This is a genomic window from Xanthobacter sp. 126 (assembly GCF_000526175.1).
GTDB classification, from domain to species: domain Bacteria; phylum Pseudomonadota; class Alphaproteobacteria; order Rhizobiales; family Xanthobacteraceae; genus Xanthobacter; species Xanthobacter aminoxidans.
In genome coordinates, this window is sequence record NZ_JAFO01000001.1 from 486,698 (window position 1) to 504,444 (window position 17,747).

Annotated in this window: 8 protein-coding genes; 6 read left to right on the top strand and 2 right to left on the bottom strand. The window is 58.5% G+C overall.

The genetic code is table 11. The annotated features are described in order from the left end of the window. Positions 1–352: 352 nt before the first annotated feature. A complete protein-coding gene (locus tag XAN126_RS28085) occupies positions 353–8,134 on the top strand; it encodes a calcium-binding protein (RefSeq protein WP_155982195.1) in 7,782 nt (2,593 codons plus the stop codon). A gap of 81 nt (positions 8,135–8,215) precedes the next feature. Then, positions 8,216–8,659 (top strand): hypothetical protein, encoded by a 444-nt coding sequence (locus XAN126_RS0102275; protein ID WP_024276981.1) that lies wholly within the window; start codon positions 8,216–8,218, stop codon positions 8,657–8,659. 85 nt (positions 8,660–8,744) lie between these two features. On the opposite strand, the gene XAN126_RS28090 is transcribed toward XAN126_RS0102275, so the two are convergent. Continuing rightward, on the bottom strand, positions 8,745–9,374 hold the full coding sequence (locus XAN126_RS28090) for a hypothetical protein (protein WP_155982196.1): 630 nt from the start codon (positions 9,372–9,374) through the stop codon (positions 8,745–8,747). Between the two features lie 290 nt (positions 9,375–9,664). Between XAN126_RS28090 and XAN126_RS27495 the strand changes: the two genes are divergently transcribed. The 3 genes from XAN126_RS27495 (at position 9,665) to XAN126_RS26770 (ending at position 12,616) form a co-directional block, all read left to right on the top strand. Beyond that, positions 9,665–10,423 (top strand): recombinase family protein, encoded by a 759-nt coding sequence (locus XAN126_RS27495; RefSeq protein WP_245272198.1) that lies wholly within the window; start codon positions 9,665–9,667, stop codon positions 10,421–10,423. 71 nt (positions 10,424–10,494) lie between these two features. After that, the gene (locus tag XAN126_RS0102285) at positions 10,495–11,778 is read left to right on the top strand and encodes an ATP-binding protein (protein WP_024276983.1); all 1,284 of its coding nucleotides are present in this window, start codon (positions 10,495–10,497) and stop codon (positions 11,776–11,778) included. A gap of 7 nt (positions 11,779–11,785) precedes the next feature. Next, positions 11,786–12,616 carry a hypothetical protein gene (locus XAN126_RS26770; RefSeq protein ID WP_024276984.1) on the top strand — a complete coding sequence of 277 codons (831 nt, stop codon included), beginning with the start codon at positions 11,786–11,788 and terminating at the stop codon, positions 12,614–12,616. Between the two features lie 260 nt (positions 12,617–12,876). Here the strand turns inward: XAN126_RS26770 and XAN126_RS0102295 are convergent, their stop codons facing one another. Continuing rightward, entirely contained in the window at positions 12,877–16,131 is a 3,255-nt protein-coding gene (locus tag XAN126_RS0102295) for a DEAD/DEAH box helicase family protein (protein ID WP_197023997.1), read from the bottom strand. A gap of 333 nt (positions 16,132–16,464) precedes the next feature. Between XAN126_RS0102295 and XAN126_RS0102300 the strand changes: the two genes are divergently transcribed. Then, positions 16,465–17,643, top strand: coding sequence for a DUF2235 domain-containing protein (locus XAN126_RS0102300; RefSeq protein WP_024276986.1), 1,179 nt, complete (start codon positions 16,465–16,467; stop codon positions 17,641–17,643). The last annotated feature ends 104 nt before the right edge of the window (positions 17,644–17,747 follow it).

Below are 17,747 nucleotides of genomic sequence, written 5' to 3' on the forward strand. Positions count from 1 at the left end.
TATTCATTATTACTGAGATCTTGCAAATAGCCCACGCTTTCTATAGCGGCGCTATGCGCGTAGAATACGTACTTAAGCCGGAGATAATCTGGCTATGGATAATACAACTTCTTGTTTTGATATCAGCAATACGTATTGCTTCCAGGTTGGATGAATTTGTTGATCAGGCTATTTCTCGAAGTAAATTAAAGAGATTCTTGATAAAAGACTATGTTTATATACTATTCATGATTCTTTCTTTTGCGATAACTGTATTCAGTTATTTGGTTTTCTTGCGAGGGGCGGCGATAGCATCTAACTCTTAAATATACATACCGTCGATCGTGGTGATCATAAAACAAGGGAGACATCAATGCCTGCGGCAGTTATTTCATCCGGTCGCGCCACCGGTTATTCGGGGTACTTGTTCGGCATTGGATTTTCCGCGACCTGGACTCCGCGTCAACTTGATACATCAATTAGTTCAATTTGGAATTCAGGTGTTTCATCATCATATGGAAATGCGTTTGCACTTCAGATAGTCGTACCGCCGGGCACTCTAGGTCCTATTCCAATTAATTCATTTTATTATCAAACAGAAACCGACAGCAGTGGTCACGTTAGCTATGACTTTGCAGCTGGTCTTGGTGAAGGTGCGGGCGTCGCAATTCTCGGAAATGGAGCAGAAGAGGCGGCTTTTGTTGGAGTTGGTTGGAATACAGATCAGGGATTGGGCTTTTACTCATCAAGTTCCGTTACGCTTGGACTTCCGGCTTTGACGCCAAAATTGTCCGGCCTAGGAAGCTACGGCGGAAGCGCATATGTTCCGTTTTCGTTGTCGCTAGATGGAGCGAGCACATTAGGTCTTATGGCAAAAGGACTTTTCGACTCAGGAAATAAGTATGTTTCAAATAGTTTAGGTGAAAATCAAAATGATGCCTCCCCCGAGCGAATCATTATTTATCCTGATCCGCGATTGGGTGCTCTGTATTCCGCGCTGCGCGATAGCGGATGGTCGGATAATGATATCAATATTCTCCATTCGGTCGCGATAGATCAATTTGATGAAGATAGGATATCTGACCCAACCGCGAGCATATATCAGTCAACAGTGACTGTTTTAAGTAATTTCTACGGAAACAAGGCCTCCCCGGCGCAGGAATCGTTTCAGCCCTCCCGAGACGAAAGTCTCTCTACACCGGACGCTCCCGATTCGGCCAATGGGGGCTCTTTCGCGGCGGCTCCCTCTGGCAGTGCGGCTCTGGAGTCCGCAACGGTGAGCGCGGTATTGGGAATGACAGGGGGGGCGTCGATTGGCGCAGAAAGCGCTGTCGCCCAGGATTATGCTAATGCCAGCATCGGACAAACCTTCGCCTACAACGCGCCGAGCGAAATGAATTTCCAGGTCGACAATTCATATTACTATAATGGAGCCAATTATTCAGTATTCGACTACTCATCTAGCCCTGATTTTTCCAATTTGGACATCAATGCAGGCTATGGCTTTAGCTCGAATCCATACTACGCCTCGGCTGCCTATAATTCTTCTCAAAATAGCGGATTGGGATATAGCTATAATGGATACTTTGACTCGTCGATCGGCTATTATAGCGGCGGCGTTACATTCTCGTTCCCTGTCGTCCTCGACCTAAACGGCGACGGCGTCAGCATCATCCAGCGCACGTCGTCAAACACCTACATGGATGTCAACGGCGACGGCACCGAGCATCGTACGGCCTGGGCCGCGGCGGGTGATGGCGTCCTCGTCTACGACTATACCGGCACCGGGGATGTGGATTCCCCGCAAGCTTTTCAGTTCACCTCCTGGGACCCGACCGCCACCAGCGACATGCAGGCGCTAGCGGACGTCTTCGACACCAACCACAACGGCAAGCTCGATTCAGGCGACGCCCAGTGGTCGAGCTTCAAGGTGCTGGTGACCAACGCCGATGGCACCACGACGCTCAAGACGCTGGCACAGCTCGGCATCACCTCCATCAACCTCAAGCCGGACAATACCCAAGCCGTCTTGTCCGACGGCTCCCAGATCCTCGGATCGAGCACCTTCACCAAGTCCGACGGATCGACCGGTACAGCGGCCGACGTCGTCCTCACCTACGACAATGCCGGCTACCTCACCCAAAGCACCACTACGGTCAACGGCGACGGATCGACCTCCATCGACGTGAAGGCCTACGCTGCAGACGGGAGCCTTGCGAAAGAGGCTGTCAGCACGACCAGCTCCAACGGCCTCACCCGCACCCTGAAGCAGGACCAGAACGGTGACGGCATCTTCGAGACGACGCAGACTCAAAGCGTCGTCACCAATGGCGATGGCAGCAAAACCACGACCGTCTCGGACACCAATGTGGTCGGCGCCCTCGTCGATCGCACCACCACGATCCGCAGCGCTGACGGCAAGGCGAGCACCATCACTTATGACCTCGACGGTAACGGGTTAGCCGACCAGACCGAAAGCCGGGTAACAAACTCTAGCGGCACCACCGTCACCCTGACCGACCTCGCATATAATGGCACCTCCAGCGGCACACCGGTCGATGCGGGCGTGGTGACGACGACGGCGGACGGCCTGTCGAAAACGGTCAAGCAATATTTGGGCAGCAGCAGCGGCACGATCATCGCGACCCAGACCGATACCACAGTGGTCCAGGCCAACGGCAGCCGGGTTGAGACAGTCCTTAATTATGCGGGACAAGAAGCCGTTGCGGGGCAAGCTGCACCGCACACCCTTGTCAGCCGCGACGTCGTGACCACCAGTGCCGACGGAAGCTACAAGACCACTGAGACCGACCTCGATGGCAACGGTTCCACCGACGTCACCCGTGCCACATACAAGGTCATCAACGCCAATGGCAGCTCCGCGACTTTCGATAAACTGACCGTCGGCGATGCGGCCCACGCCAACACCAATCCGGTCATTCGCGACACCATCACCAACCTGAGTGCGGACGGTCTCGCGAAGGTCGTCCAAACCGATACGGACGGGGACGGCATCTACGAACTCTACAATACAGACACGACGACCTTGAATTCTGATGGTTCGACCGCCCGAACCGTCGTCATCAACGGCACGCAGATGTATTGGGCCCAGGAGATCTGGAGTGCGGACGGACGCACGCGCAATATTTACATCGACGCAAATGGCGACGGCCACCTCGACAGCACCGAGACCATTATTGTCAACGGCGCCGGCACCAAGGTCGACACGCTCTCAGTGACCAACGCTGACGGGTCGCTCGCAGGGCGTACTGTCACCACCACGAGCGCTGACGGCAAGACAACCGCCATCGCGCTCGACCTCGACGGTAATGGTACGGCCGAGCTCACGCGGACGACCGGAACAGTCGCCAACGGCAACGGCAGTGTGACCACTACAATCACAGAGACGAACGCCAACGGCTCGCTGCGGGATAAGACCGTGGTGACCACTCTTGCCGGCGGAATGTCCACTACCACCCAATGGGACATCGACGGCAACGGTGCCTTCGATCGCAGCGAAACGGACGTTGCGGTGCTCGGAGGCGACGGCAGCCAGACCGAGACAGTTAGTGACTTCAACGGCAACGGTACGCTCCGGGCCAAGGCGACGACAACGGTGAGCGCCAACCACCTCGTGACGACCGAGACTGACGATCTGAACGGTGATGGCCACGACGACCGAATTTCCAAGGTCGAGGTCCAGGCCGATGGCAAGACGGTGACCACTGTATCGAACTACAACTTCGATCAGTCGATCGGTGTCCTCGGATCCCTGAAGGACCAAACGGTCGTCAGCACGACCGCCGACGGGCTGTCGACGACGACGAAATGGAACATCAACGGTGATACGTCTTTCGATGCCCAGAAAACCGACGTCAAGACTCTGAACGCAGACGGCAGTACAACGAGGACCGTCACCGATCTCGCCGGCGATGGGATGGTGGTGAAAAATAAGACCGTGGTCAACACTTCCGCGAATGGGCTGACGAATACCACTCGGCTCTATAGCGGCGACAGCGTGTCAGCGTACGAAAAGATCACTGACGTCACAACCGTCAACGTCGATGGTTCGAGGACGGAGACAATCTCCATCTCCAACGACGCTAGTGGCCTGAACTACGTTCTGAAGAGCAAGAGCGCGGTCACCACCAGCGGCAACGGCCTTTCCGTCACCACGCAGGTGGATGTTAACGGCGACGGAAGTTACGACGCCACGCGCTTTGACGTAACGGTCCACAACGCCGACGGCTCGACCAGCCGCACCGTTAGCGATCTCAGTAGCAACGGATCACTCGTCGCGCAGGCGGTCACGACGACAAGTAACCATGGCGATGGTAGCCGCACGGAGACCATCAAGGCGAGGATGCTGAACGCCGCGCAAACCGACTTCGTGGCCCTGTCCTCTTCTACCACCATTACGAACGCGTCGGGACTCACATCCACCACCTCAATGGACACCGATGCCGACGGTAAGACCGATCGGATAAGGACGGTCTCGAAGCTGAACAATGCCGACGGCAGCAGCCAAGAGACGACGACCAACACGACCGCGGCCGGCGGTCTCGTCGATCGACAGGTCTCCGCCATCAGTGCCGATGGGCGCACGCAGACCATTTCCCGCGATGCAGACGGCGATGGCCATGTCGACCAGACGGTCGTGAACGTGAAGGGAAGCGACGGCAGCTCCGTCTCCACAACGTCCGACTACAGCCGGAGCGGTCTCCTGCTCGACCGGGCAACACGAACCGTGAGTGTCGACGGTCTCACTACTACGGTCGCCTGGGACCTCGACGGCAACGGCACCACGGACCGGACCCGCTCCGACGTTACTATCGAGAATATCGACGGTAGCCGGACGGAGACCATCATCGACACCAATTCCAACGGTTCGATATACCAGAAGGGCACAATGACCGTCAGCGCCGATGGCCGGACGACCACGCTGCAAAAAGACACCGACGGCGATAATTACTACGATCACGTGGAGACGACGACAGTTTTCGCTGATGGTAGTTCCTCGGCTGTCGTCAGCAACAAGGCTGCGGATGGGGCGCCCATCGACTCCTCCACAATTACAACGAGCGCTGACGGTCGCAACCGCACCGTTAAGTACTATACAACGACAAAAACAGACCCTGACTACACGGAAACGTCTCAAATATATATTGATGGGAGCCAAGTTACCACGGGACAGCACTTCAATTCGAGCGGATCGGCTAAGGATAAAGTCGTAACCACCATAAGCGCCGACGGTTTGACAAAAACTGTACAGCTGGACAGTGATAAGAACGGAAAGTACGACTCCGTCGAAACCACGGTCACTCATCTCGACGGCAGTTCAACAATGACCCACAACGATTACAGCGGAAACACGGTGATCGGCAGCTTCGTCGTCGAGGTGAGCGCGAACGGCGAGTCCAAGACCACCACTGTGGACATCAATAATTCCGAGCGAACCTTCGTCAACGGCGACGGCAACTCGGTAGCGCTGAATGATGGAGAAACGAGCGCCTACGTTTTGGGCAAAACAAACCGGGTCTGGCTGGAAAGCGGCAGCCTCACCGTCGCTTCTGGCGCCTCCGTCACCGTTTATGGGTCTAACGACACTATAATTGCTGCGACCGACGCAAATGTGACAACGGTTGGAAGCAACGATCAAATCATCCGCACGCAGGCCGATATTTCTCATACTCGCGGCCTACTTGCTCAGAATACATATTCCGTGCGCACAAGTTCCGATCATGGATTTACTTATACAAGTTCGACCGGAACGCCAAAGACGTACTATCAATATGAAAAGATAAGCTCTTCGGAACAGATGATAGCGAGCAAAGATCTAAATGGAGTATATAATTATTATCCAACTCAAACCCATGTATTTCTGAACGGGCCGGCTCCCACTCAATATAATATGGCTGGAACCAATCGCAACTATGTCCAGGTCACGATAGATACTCCGGCCAATCATCAGTCGCCCTGGCTTACGAGCCTTGCTCTAACGGGGGATGGCTATGATGGGACCCAGGCACCTTATGGGGCATGGGTGACAGCCCTTGGGGCTACGCCGGTCTATCTCGCCGGATCGAGCACCGGGGGGGCCTCCGATTATCTTCAGGGCGGGGATGGCAACGACGTGATTGATGGTGGGCTGGGCACCACCGATACCTTGCTCGGCGGTCTGGGCGACGACACCATTTTCTTCGATCAGAACAGCTACGGTAAGGCTGGGGGCTTTACTGCCAGCGACTATCTCGGCTCAGGCCGCGTAGATAAAGTGACCCAAGCCGTTGATGGCGGCGCTGGCTACGATACCGGAATTCTCACCAACACCTCGGACGCGACGATCAACCTCGCGACCGGCAATCTGGAAGCCCTCATCGCCAACGCGGGCAACGACACCATCATCGGCAATTCTGCCGCCAAAGGCTATATCGACGGCGGCGCAGGAAATGACACCATAACCGGAGGCGCTCTCGACGACATCCTCATCGGTGGCGACGGAAACGACACCATCCACGGCGGCGCTGGAGCCGACTATATTCAAGGCGGCAACGACGTCGACACTCTGTATGGCGACGACGGCGCCGATACCCTCAAGGGCAATGACGGCGACGATATCCTTGTGGGCGGAGCTGGCGCCGATATCCTTGATGGCGGGGCGGGGATAGATACCGCGTCTTACGCCACCGATACCGCAGGCGTGACGGTCAATCTCCTCACCGGAGTCGCGAGCGGCGGCGAAGCTGCCGGCGATCAGATCAGCAACATCGAGGTGCTGCTGGGCGGCTCCGGAAACGACAGCCTGACCGGGAATGCCAGCTCCAACACCCTCAACGGCGGATCAGGCGCGGACACGCTGAATGGCGGCGATGGGGACGACGTGATCATCGGCGGCGCAGGCGCGGACATCATGGACGGGGGCGCCGGTATCGACACCCTCAGCTACGATGGCTCGACTACTGCCATCAAGGTGGCCCTGGGCGAGGCCGGTGTTCAAGCAACCTCGACCGACACGGTCACGACCGCCGACGATTATGGCGACAAGTTCACGAACTTCGAGAATGTCATCGGAGGAACCAAGGCCGACACCATCACCGGCAACAGCCTCGCCAACGTGCTGGGTGGCGGGGCCGGTAACGACACCATCTCGGGAGGAGACGGTAACGACACGATCATCGGTGGCGCCGGCTCGGATACCATGGACGGCGGCGCAGGCATCGACACATTGAGTTACGAGACCTCCACCGCCAGCGTCGTCATAACCCTTGGCGAGCCGGGAGTCCAAAAGACCTCCACCAATCTCTTGGGTGACGATTTCGGCGACAAATTCACCAACTTTGAAAACGTTACCGGCGGATCGGGGGCAGATTCGATCACCGGCAACAGCCTTGCCAACGTGATCGTCGGCGGGGCAGGTGCTGATACACTCAATGGTGGGGACGGCAATGACACCATCATTGGTGGTGCTGGCGCGGACACCATGGACGGTGGCGCTGGCACCGACACGCTGAGTTATGCTGGGTCGAGCATCTCAGTCAGCGTCACCCTCGGCGCGGCAGGTGTGCAGACCACCGCCACTGGCGGAACGGGAAGCGACGCCGTCAATGACAAGGTCAAGAATTTCGAGAACCTGATCGGCAGCACCGCCGACGACACGCTTACAGGCAACACCCTGAACAACGTGCTCGACGGCGGTGGCGGCACCGACACACTCACGGGAGGCGGTGGCACGGACACCTATATCTTCTCTGCTGCTCAGCAGAGCGAGATCATCGTCAACGGCCTGTCTTCGAACACCGGCCCGACTGGAGAACTCGATATTGCGGCGGCCCATGACGATCTTTGGTTCCTCAAGTCCAACGACGGCAACGACCTTATCATCGATGTGCTCGGCACTTCCGAGCACATCACCATCAAGGACTGGTACAAAGACACATCCACCACGAGCTGGGAGCAGCTGTCGAAGATCGCTGCGCAGGACGGTCTGCAACTGACCTCAGCCCAGCAGGTCAATAATCTTGTCCAGGCCATGGCCACGTTCTCGGCCAATTACAACACAGCCTACGGTACGGCCTTCGATCCGAGCGCGCCCGAAAATGCCACGATCACTGACGCGGCGGTCATCGCTGCCCAAGGGAGCGCCTGGCACGCATAACTCATAAAGCCCGGCGGCACGGTTGTGCCGCCGGGCTCTGATTGAGCCGACGAGCTGTAGATCAAAGATTGAGATGGAAAAATGAGCACTACCGACACTTCATCGAGCCACGTGAAGACTCTCGAAGCGATCGTCAATGCCGAGGAAAAAATCCTTGGCAAGTTGCTCGATGTGCTTCCGGACAAGACGGAGACTGCACTGCATGCCGCCTGGGGCAAGTTCGTTACTTCAACTGAGGCGCACCTGCTCTCAAGGAATGCATCGGAATTGGTCGACGGAACAAAAGCGGTTGTCGGAGATCTACTCGCCGGGAAGTTCGATGAGGCCAAAACTTCGCTCGATAGCTTCATCGAGACGGAGGCCGATCACGTCTCTGCCCATCTCGGCAATCTGATCCAAGCCATGGCGCAGTTTTCCAGCGCGAGCAACGGTATCCTCTCCTCGCTGCTGTCGAGCGCTGAAGGCACCGGCGGATTTGGCGTACCCGCACACCTCGCCGCCGCGCTTGGAAAAGTTCAGGCCTGATCATCGTATCGTGATGAAGGACAACCGGAGGTGTGGGGCGACACCCAACACCTCCGGTTGATCGTCTTAGGCCGCTTGGATGGTGTCATTTAGTGTCGTCATTGACTTGAATATGTTTGACCAGAAACTCAGTTACCTTGCCATCTGCATGAATGCTTTTCGACATTAAGGGAAGTTTCAAGTCTGGACTGAAAATCATAGTCGTAACATTTGTGTGGACGTCCCACATGGTTTTGTTGGCTCGCCTAATCTGAACCGTCGGGTATGTACAGCCGTCGACTTGAGTGCTCGATCGCTCCATTATTTCTTGAATAAATGTAAAGCTATTCACTAACGCTCCATCGGACAGTATTGATACCTCAAATTGGCCGGAGCTGAGTCCGACATGATTGCCTGGTTCGTAGGTATAATTAAATACTTTCAAACCTGATTGAGCCTCTTGAATACGCAATCCATTGTCAGCGTAAACGACATCGCCCGTCACGTTTCCGCTTGCGTCATAGCTGATCAGGTGCACCGTGCCATCGGCATTATATGTTGCAGCTTGGTAACGGCCGCCCGCCAGATCCAGCCTCAGCGTCGTGCCAGGTCGCGGACCCGCGATGCAGGGCGCTGCCGCCAATTTTTCGCAGCTCAGCGCAATGAGAAAAAAGGCTATTGCCAAAATCGGGGTTGCTATGACCCATTTGGGCCTCGTTCCTTCCATCTCACACATGACAGAAGCGCTCCGTTCGGTGTCTGCGGGCATTCTAACCGATTTCGGTCTGTCGAACACGGCAAGCGGACGACGTCGAGGTAATGCCTCGGCAAGACGCGATGATTGTGATTGCTGAATGGGACTTGATAAAATTCTCACCTGCTCGCTTGACTGCGAGGAGCTTTAAATGATCGATGCGCGCTCCACATGGCCGCATATATCTCGAAATTCAAAATATTTGAGGCGCGCAGCGGCCTCATAAATATCAATCGCTTGCGCGTCTCGAATTATAGTCTCATAATGCATTCATGATCATCGGCTATGCACGCGTATCTACTGACGGACAGACGCTAGACAGCCAGATCGAACACCTCAGGACAGCAGGCTGCCAGAAAATCTTTTCTGAGACGGCGAGTGGCGCCAAGACAGATCGGCGCGAGCTGCGGCGCTGCATCGCCTCGCTGAAGGCCGGCGACGTACTCATTGTTGTGCGGCTCGACCGTCTGGCGCGCTCCACGCGCGATCTGCTCAACGTGCTGGCTGAAGTGAGCGAGCGGAGCGCCGCTTTCCGGTCCCTGTCCGATGCATGGGCAGATACCACCACACCTCACGGCAGGCTCATGCTGACGGTTCTTGGCGGCCTGGCGGAATTCGAGCGCGAACTGATCAACGCCCGAACAGGCGAAGGACGCGTACGAGCCAAGGCGCGGGGTGTCAAGTTCGGCCGCAAAAGCGTGCTCACGGCCGATCAGCGAGCCTATGTCGCCAAGCTGCGCGCTGAAGGCGAAAGCGTGCGGCAGATCGCCCGCGTGATGGGGGGTCAGCCCGGCCACCATCGGACGCATTGCTCCCGCCCCATAAGGGCGTGGTGCGCCAAAAGCAGACTTTGGCTCCCTACCCGCAAGCGGAACTTTAAAATGCGGCCCGCTCGCTCGCGGTCCCACACCCATGCGCTTCCACCGACTCCAGCCGCTTTACCCACGAATTGCGGAATCCCTGCCTCGCAACCGTTTGCTTCGATTTCAGAGTCGCTTCCGACCGGTCAAAAGCCGCACCTCGAACCGTAAGCAAAAGAGACGGCGGTGCACGGGCTAGACCACAATCTGCTAGTGTGCGCCGACCGTGGCAGGGAAGCACAATGTACGTTCGGCGACTTGAACTCCGCGACCTGCGCGCCTTCCGCAGCGCAGCTGTCGAGCTACTGTACCCGGGGCGCGTTCAAGACGACGCTTTCGGCGATGTCACTCGGTGGCCAGCTCGACTGGACAACGTCAATGTCTTTCTGGGAAACAACGGGTCGGGCAAGAGCACCCTCCTCGACGCCATCGCCTTAGCATTGATCTCGCCACTGGTGTCGTCGTCCGGCTACAGGCCCCAGATGCTGATCAGGCGCTCCTCCCGGGGCAAGGTCCACAAGGCGCTCATCGATGTCGACGTGGTGCTGCACGCGCAGGATGGCAATGCTGACCACCCCGACGCCCGCTTCTCCGCCAGCGTCGAGCGGAAGGGCGACATCGAGTTCCTGCAGCCGACCAGCTCCAGCCGAATGGAGAGGTATTACGAAGAGGGCAATTCCGCGTTCTTCTTAGTTGGCTACGGCGCATCCCGCCGCGCGGAAGCGCTCTCGGCCAATGACCTCGCGAGCCGTCGGCGCGCCCGCGCCGTCCGCTACGAGCGCGTAGCCACCCTTTTCGAGGACCATTTGGCGCTGGTTCCGCTCAACTCTTGGCTGCCCGGCTGGTCGGCCCAGAACCCGGGCCGCCACAAGCAGGTCGTGAATCTGCTGAACAAGCTACTCCCGCCTCACGTTAAATTCACCGGAGAGGTCGGCGACGGCGACTACCTCTACAACTTTCGCGGCCTGGTTGTACCGTCCACTGCCCTCTCCGATGGGTATCGCGCTTACCTAAGCTGGGTTGGCGACCTGCTGTACCACGTCTGCATGGGCGCCCCCTCCGGGGCCAAGCTGGTCGAGAGTCGAGGGGTCGTCATGGTCGACGAGATCGACCTGCATATCCACCCCGCGTGGCAGCGCACCGTGATCCCCACACTCGCCCGTACGCTGAAGAACATCCAGTTCATCTTTACAACCCACAGCCCCCTGGTCGTGAGTACGGTAGAGCGGGCCAACATCTACAACGTCGAGATGGCTGCCAATGCGACACCCAAGGTCAGCCGTCCCACAGAAGAGACGTTGGGTCTGTCGGCCGACCAAATTCTGAGGTCTGAGGTTTTCGGCCTGGACTCGACACGCGACCCGGAGTTCACAAGGAAGCTGCAGGAGCTGTCGCAAGCAGCACAGAGGGGTGAGAGCGGCGCCGCCCTGGCTTACCTCCGAAGCGCGTCGGCCGGCGGCGGAGAGACCGCGCCTGAGTCCGGAGATGTCCCGGAGTGGCTCAAGAACTTCGCCAATAGGGAATGACGCGCACGTGATCCGCCACCACCCACCCTTGACGCGTGCACAACTGGCCGACCGTATTCGCACGCACGACGCGGGATGGCACGCTCGCGCTGCAGACCGGACGTCGGGCTTCATCGTCGCGGGGAGGTTCGCGGAGGATTCGTCGATCTGGAGCGACGTGAAGGTAGTCTATATGGCCCTCCAGTACAACAAGTGCATCTACTGTGAGCGCGTGCTCGGCGCGGAGTTGACCGGCAAATCCGAACACGACGTCGAGCATTTTCGACCCAAAGGCCGTGTGATGACGTGGCCCTACGCCGCTCGGAAGCCGAAAGTGAGTTACACCTTCAGCACAGGTACGCCAAATTCCATCGGCTACTACTGGCTCGCCTATGACATCGAAAACTACGCATGCTCGTGTAAAGGCTGCAATTCTGACCGGAAGCGCGATTACTTCCCCATCTTGGGTGCCAGGGGCGCTGCCACCGACAACATTGCCGCTCTGAACCAAAGCGAGATTCCCCTGTTGCTGTTCCCCTGCGGCGTAGACGGGGACGACCCCGCGGCGTTCATAACGTTTACCGGCGTCATCGCCCAAGTGCGCTCCGACGTGGATGCGACAGCCAAGCTGCGGGCGCAGGTCACGATCGACTTCTTCAGCCTCAACGATCGCGAGGAGCTCCTTGCTGACCGGGCTCGAGTCATTCGCGAGCTCGCGAAGGCCATGGAGCTTATGAACCACTCCGACCCAGCTTGGCAGGCGAGAGGCCAGCGCGACCTCGACCAGATCACCTCCGACGCCTCACCCCAAGCAGCCTGCGCGCGCTTACGTCGAGCTCGCCCGTACAGACGCCAGTAAGGCCTGGCAGATCTACGACCAAGTCGAGCGGTACCTCACGCCACGGCCAAGGGTCTAAGCCGCCTTCGGCAAGTGTGGTTCCCTCACGGGCGAGCCGCGCCTGTAGTTCCCCCGGGCAGCGCGCAGAATGCATCCAACCCATCGCAGGCGGCTGAGGAACGGGCATTTTTGCCGAACTCAAATGGTACGAATGCGATGTGAGGACCAGTAGGCGCCGTTAATGGAACCGAAGCGGCCCCAGCATTCAGGCTCGTTGGAAATTAGCTGCACACGATTCCGAGGTCTATCCCGACCGTCTCTTTGAGGTAGATGACGGCGGCCGCGAGGACGGCCGACTGCGCGTCTGTACGCCCAGCCTTCGTCAACCCGGGTTGCACGACGACGATTTCCGGCCTGATTGGCACAAACCGGCTCTGCTTCAGGAGGCGATTGAGGTCGGCCGCATTCCCCTTGAGAAAGCGCGACGGACGCTTGCCGGTCTTGAGCGCCTCATTCCGCGCCTTCAGGTGCTGGCATAGCTGCGCGAACTTCCCGATCCAACGGGCCGAGCGAACAGCCTGTGATGATACTTCTACCACGTCCTTGACCCGTTCGCCCGGTGTCGCGCCTCCCGCGAACTTGCAGTGAACGAGCGCGAGCCGGATACGGTCGTCCTCCGCCTTCAAGCAGACGAGATCAGCGGCTTCCCCACTCGCGTCATCGTCGAAGACCACGTCGAAGTCGGTCGCGATGTATTCCTTCGCCACGTGCCACTGGATAGAGTCATCGCGCCTCTTATCGCCCCTCCACAGCGACTCTTTGGTGAAATCGACGCCCTTCCAGTCCCAGCTCTCAAAGAGCGCGTCGTCCACCTTCAGCTCATACGGGTTCTGAGGAACGATGTGCAGGTTCGCGTCGAGCTCAGACAGATCGACGAAACGGAAGAGCGGCGGATAGTCCGCGAAATAGTTTGCAAGCTCAGCCTTGAGCTGGCCGATGGTGAGCAGGATTTTTGGGCCGCCGACCTGGGTCACGTTGTATTCCGCGCCAAGGCTATAGCTGAAGGTTCCCCAGACCCCCGTCGTAGCTTCCACCAGATCGAAGTCGATGGTGTTCGCGCTGCGGTCCACGGCCGTCACTGCTAGGTCGAACGTCGTCTGCGCAGCCTCGCGCTTGCCGTCGTTGAACTCCACTTTCTCTTCGGCCTGGCGAAGTATCTCGACGGGCCATTCGATGCTGAGGATCTCGGCGGCCGGGAGTGCGTCAACGACCGTCGGCAGCAGCACGTGGTCGATGAGCTTGGAGGTGTCGATTGAGCCGTCGATCACCTTGTCTCCCACGACTTCGCACCATTCGTTGAAGCGCGGCACCGAGCCCTGCTCGCGCGACCAGACACGGCCTTTCCCAGAGCATCCAATCGTGATCTGGCGTCCATCCTCCCAGCCCATGCCGCTCAGCATGGCTTTCACCGACCCGCTCTTCTCGGCCAGGCTCAGGGCGCTCGTCACTTCCGCTCCTGTGTATGACGCATAGGAAAGATTGCGCCGGCCGTGCTTCTTGACCCCTACGTTCTGGAAGATGAGCCGGTTGATCCGACCCATGCTCCGGAACACGACGTCGCCGTTCAGGATTGACCCGCCGCCTACGGCCTTGGCGAGGTCGGCGAAACTCGAGTCGTGGTCCGTCGACGCGAGGTAGAGCAGCTTCCGCACGGCGTCGTAGTGAAGGATGAAGAGGTTCCACTTGCGGTCCCGGACGGACTTCGACCGACTCCATTTGACAGTCGGTTCGGAACGCGTGACGAAGAACAGCGTGTTGGATGCGTCGTGCAGCCAGACCCGGTAAGGCACGAACGCGTCCGGCAGTCCTTCATGGAATTTGCGCGGTGTGAACTTCTTCGCCTCGTAGATCAAGGTGCTGAGAGTCGGCCGCAGTAGCTTGTGAGATACTGCGGTGTCCTCGTCATCAGGGCCGCTGTCCAGGCGCTGAGCCTCGTTGAGAAACTTGGTGAGACGCGCGTGGTCGTTTGCGGCCTCGGAGCTCATCTCGCTTAGAAGCTCGTTCCAGTCGGCGTCTTCGCTGTAGAGCCGTTCCAGAGCGGCAGAGACATTCGGCTCGGCGATGTTGGCGACCACCGTGGCATCGCCGATGTCCTTCGCCGCGCTCCGGGTAAATCGGCCCGTGAACTGAAGCAGGATTGCGAGGCTCTTGTGCAGGTCGTGGATGGCCGCGACCTTCAGCTCCGGAAGGTCAAAACCCTCCCCGAGCATGTTGACGCACACGACGACGCGGCTGCGCCCCCGCCGGAGGTCTTCTATGCGCGCGTCTGTGTCGGTCATCTCCGAGTGGACGAGCATCGGATTGAATTCCGGTGCGAGCGCCTTGTAGATCGCATGGACCGCCTGCGCTCGCTCGATGCTGACGCATCGGGCCATCATCAGGTGGTTCAGCCCCTTCTTGCGATCCTCGCGCAAGCGCTCGATCGCCGCCTCGGCGATTGCATTGTCGGCCTGCGACGGCACGGCCTCGTAGACCGGCTCGAAGGTGATGGGCTTGAAGTAGCCGTCTGCCTGCGCCAGCCGCAGCGGATAGCTGTAGATGACATGGCCATCGACGACATGACCGTCGCGCCGGAAGGGCGTCGCGGTGAACTGAAGGATCGGCTTCCCAGCAAACGCTTCCCGGAAGCCTGACCAACGCCGCGCACCGACATGGTGGGCTTCGTCGATCACCAGCACTCCGACACGTTTCACGATTTCAGGCCAAAGCGCCTCTGCATCGCCATCAGCGAGCGAACTCATGGTGCCGATGATGACATTGCAGCGCTCGAAGATCTCGAGCGCCTCGGCCGTCCTCGGAACCTTCGTCACGACCCCGACGATTGGATTGACCGCTTCCGGCCGTAGGACCTTCAGAAATCTAAGCAGGCCGAATTCCAGAAACTTCCGCGCTGTTTGAGACCGAAGCGCATCCGAGGGCACGACGACCAGCATCGGCTTGCGGACATACGCTGCCAGCGTCGCAAGCATCGTCTCCGTCTTCCCGGTGCCTGTCGGCATGATAATCGTACCGGTTTGCGTCTGCAGGCTCCAGTGCGAGCCTATCGCGTGAAGGGCTCCGAGCTGCGGGGGGCGGAGGCCGCGCTTATCCTCGTCGACGGTCCCATCCGGATTCGGCCACTCCCGCCGAAATGAGACCTGGTTCTCCCAGCCTTTCACACGGTCTTCGACAACGGCAGGCCAACCACAAGCCCCTGCATCTGAATCCAGTCGCTCAATCTCCGCATGATGAAGCCAGGACAGATTTCCGTTGGCTTCCTTCAGCAGTACCCCGTCGAGGCCCGCCGGCAGCTTGGTTCCGCGTCGCGTCGTAATGACGAGTTTTTCGCCAGCGTCCGTTTCGTACGCCGGCTCCTTGATCCGCGGGGACACCTGAACGTAACCACTCTGCCAAACCTGAACATCCTGCGCATCGCGAAGTACCGCGTGGACCTGTCCCGCCGCGAGTCTGATTGGTCCATAGAGGAGGCGCGGCAAGACAATCGCGGTCGCCGGTTGTTCCTCTCTGAACAGGTCAATGTACGTCAGAACGCCACCCCGCGTGCAGCCCCACCAGATGCGACCGGTGATAGAAGGTGTTTCATCGAGACGCCAGTTGAGTGCTCATGTCGTGAAGCGACCAGATTTAACACGCCTGCGACAAATGCGGTATCTTTGTTGTGGCCGAAATGTTGGACGCAAGGCACGCTGTACGCTCGAGATTCGGCTCGGGTGGCGGCAACGTGCCACGTTTCGATCAGATCAAGTCTTCAGGGCTCAATTCGAATCTCTTAACGAAAACGGGTCTCCGGAAGGCAGGGAGGAGCTGGAATGGGCAAGAACATCGTCCTACTGTTGGATGGGACATCGAACCAGATTTCTCAGGACAGGACGAACATCTTACGGCTGTTCCTGACAATGAAAAAGGACGAGAGCCAGCTCGTCTATTATGACCCCGGTGTTGGGACCTTTGGAGGTGACGGCTCCTGGTTCCGGACGGCAAGCAAAGTGGGCGAAGTCTGGGGGCTCGCGACGGGCATGGGGCTCGACCGCAACGTGAAGGAGGCCTACCAATTCCTCGTCCAGAACTACAGCTCCGGCCAGCTTTCGGAAGACGGCGAGCGAGGCGAGCGTGACCGAATCATGATCTTCGGATTCAGCCGCGGCGCCTACACGGCGCGAGTGCTCGCCGGGTTCATCCATGCGGTTGGGATCATGAAGGTTCACAACCTCAATCTCCTCGACTACGCGTATCGTGCCTATAAGGGCGTCGATGAACGGGACGATCATGAGGCTGACAGCTTCAAGGAGGTTCGCCTTTTCGAGAGAACGCTCGATACCGACCGTCCGCCGATCCGGCTGCTTGGACTGTTTGACACCGTCGCGTCGGTCTTCGAGAGCGGACGTTGGGGCCCCCGGCTCAAGTCACACGCCTTCACGCGCCGCAACAAGAGTGTCGAAAGTGTGCTCCACGCGGTGGCTATCGACGAACGCCGAACAATGTTCCAGCCCCAGCTTTGGGAACCCGGGCAGGAGTTCTGGGGAAATCCATTCAATCGCGATGCTGCCAAGCCGCAAGATCTCAAAGAGGTCTGGTTTGTTGGCGGACACGGGGATGTCGGTGGCGGATATCCGGAAGAGCAGAGCGCACTCGCCAAGGTGCCGCTGGCCTGGATGATACGCGAGGCGGGGAAGAGAGATGTTCTGTTCCGGCCCCAGAACGTGAACGCCATCGCGCATGGGACGGGAAGCAAGGGAGATCAGATAGCCCCGGATCCGCTTGCGGACGATCATGTGACGCTCACACTGGCTTGGAAGCCTGTGGAGATCATACCGCGCAGGAAGCCGCCTTTGTCGAAGCGCCCCTCGGTGCTCGGTATAAGCATTCCGTTCGGCGAACGGCGGGCGATCCCCGAAGGCGCGCTGCTGCACGGTTCTGTCGTGCTGCGAAAACAGGCGAAAGGTTACTGGCCAGCCAACCTGCCGACAGACTTCGGAGTAGAGGACTGAAAGCCTTTGGAACCAAGGAGCGCCCGCTCCTTAGATCTTGCCTAAGGCAAGAGTGCAGACCGGCCGGCACGGGACACGTTGTCCTGGGACCCAACGGTCCCATC

Bases quoted from the DNA above. Each gene is read 5' to 3' on its own strand.
- XAN126_RS28085 (WP_155982195.1), top strand. From the start codon at position 353: ATGCCTGCGGCAGTTATTTCATCCGGTCGCGCCACCGGTTATTCGGGG.
- XAN126_RS0102275 (WP_024276981.1), top strand. From the start codon at position 8,216: ATGAGCACTACCGACACTTCATCGAGCCACGTGAAGACTCTCGAAGCG.
- XAN126_RS28090 (WP_155982196.1), bottom strand. From the start codon at position 9,374: ATGTGTGAGATGGAAGGAACGAGGCCCAAATGGGTCATAGCAACCCCG.
- XAN126_RS27495 (WP_245272198.1), top strand. From the start codon at position 9,665: ATGATCATCGGCTATGCACGCGTATCTACTGACGGACAGACGCTAGAC.
- XAN126_RS0102285 (WP_024276983.1), top strand. From the start codon at position 10,495: ATGTACGTTCGGCGACTTGAACTCCGCGACCTGCGCGCCTTCCGCAGC.
- XAN126_RS0102300 (WP_024276986.1), top strand. From the start codon at position 16,465: ATGGGCAAGAACATCGTCCTACTGTTGGATGGGACATCGAACCAGATT.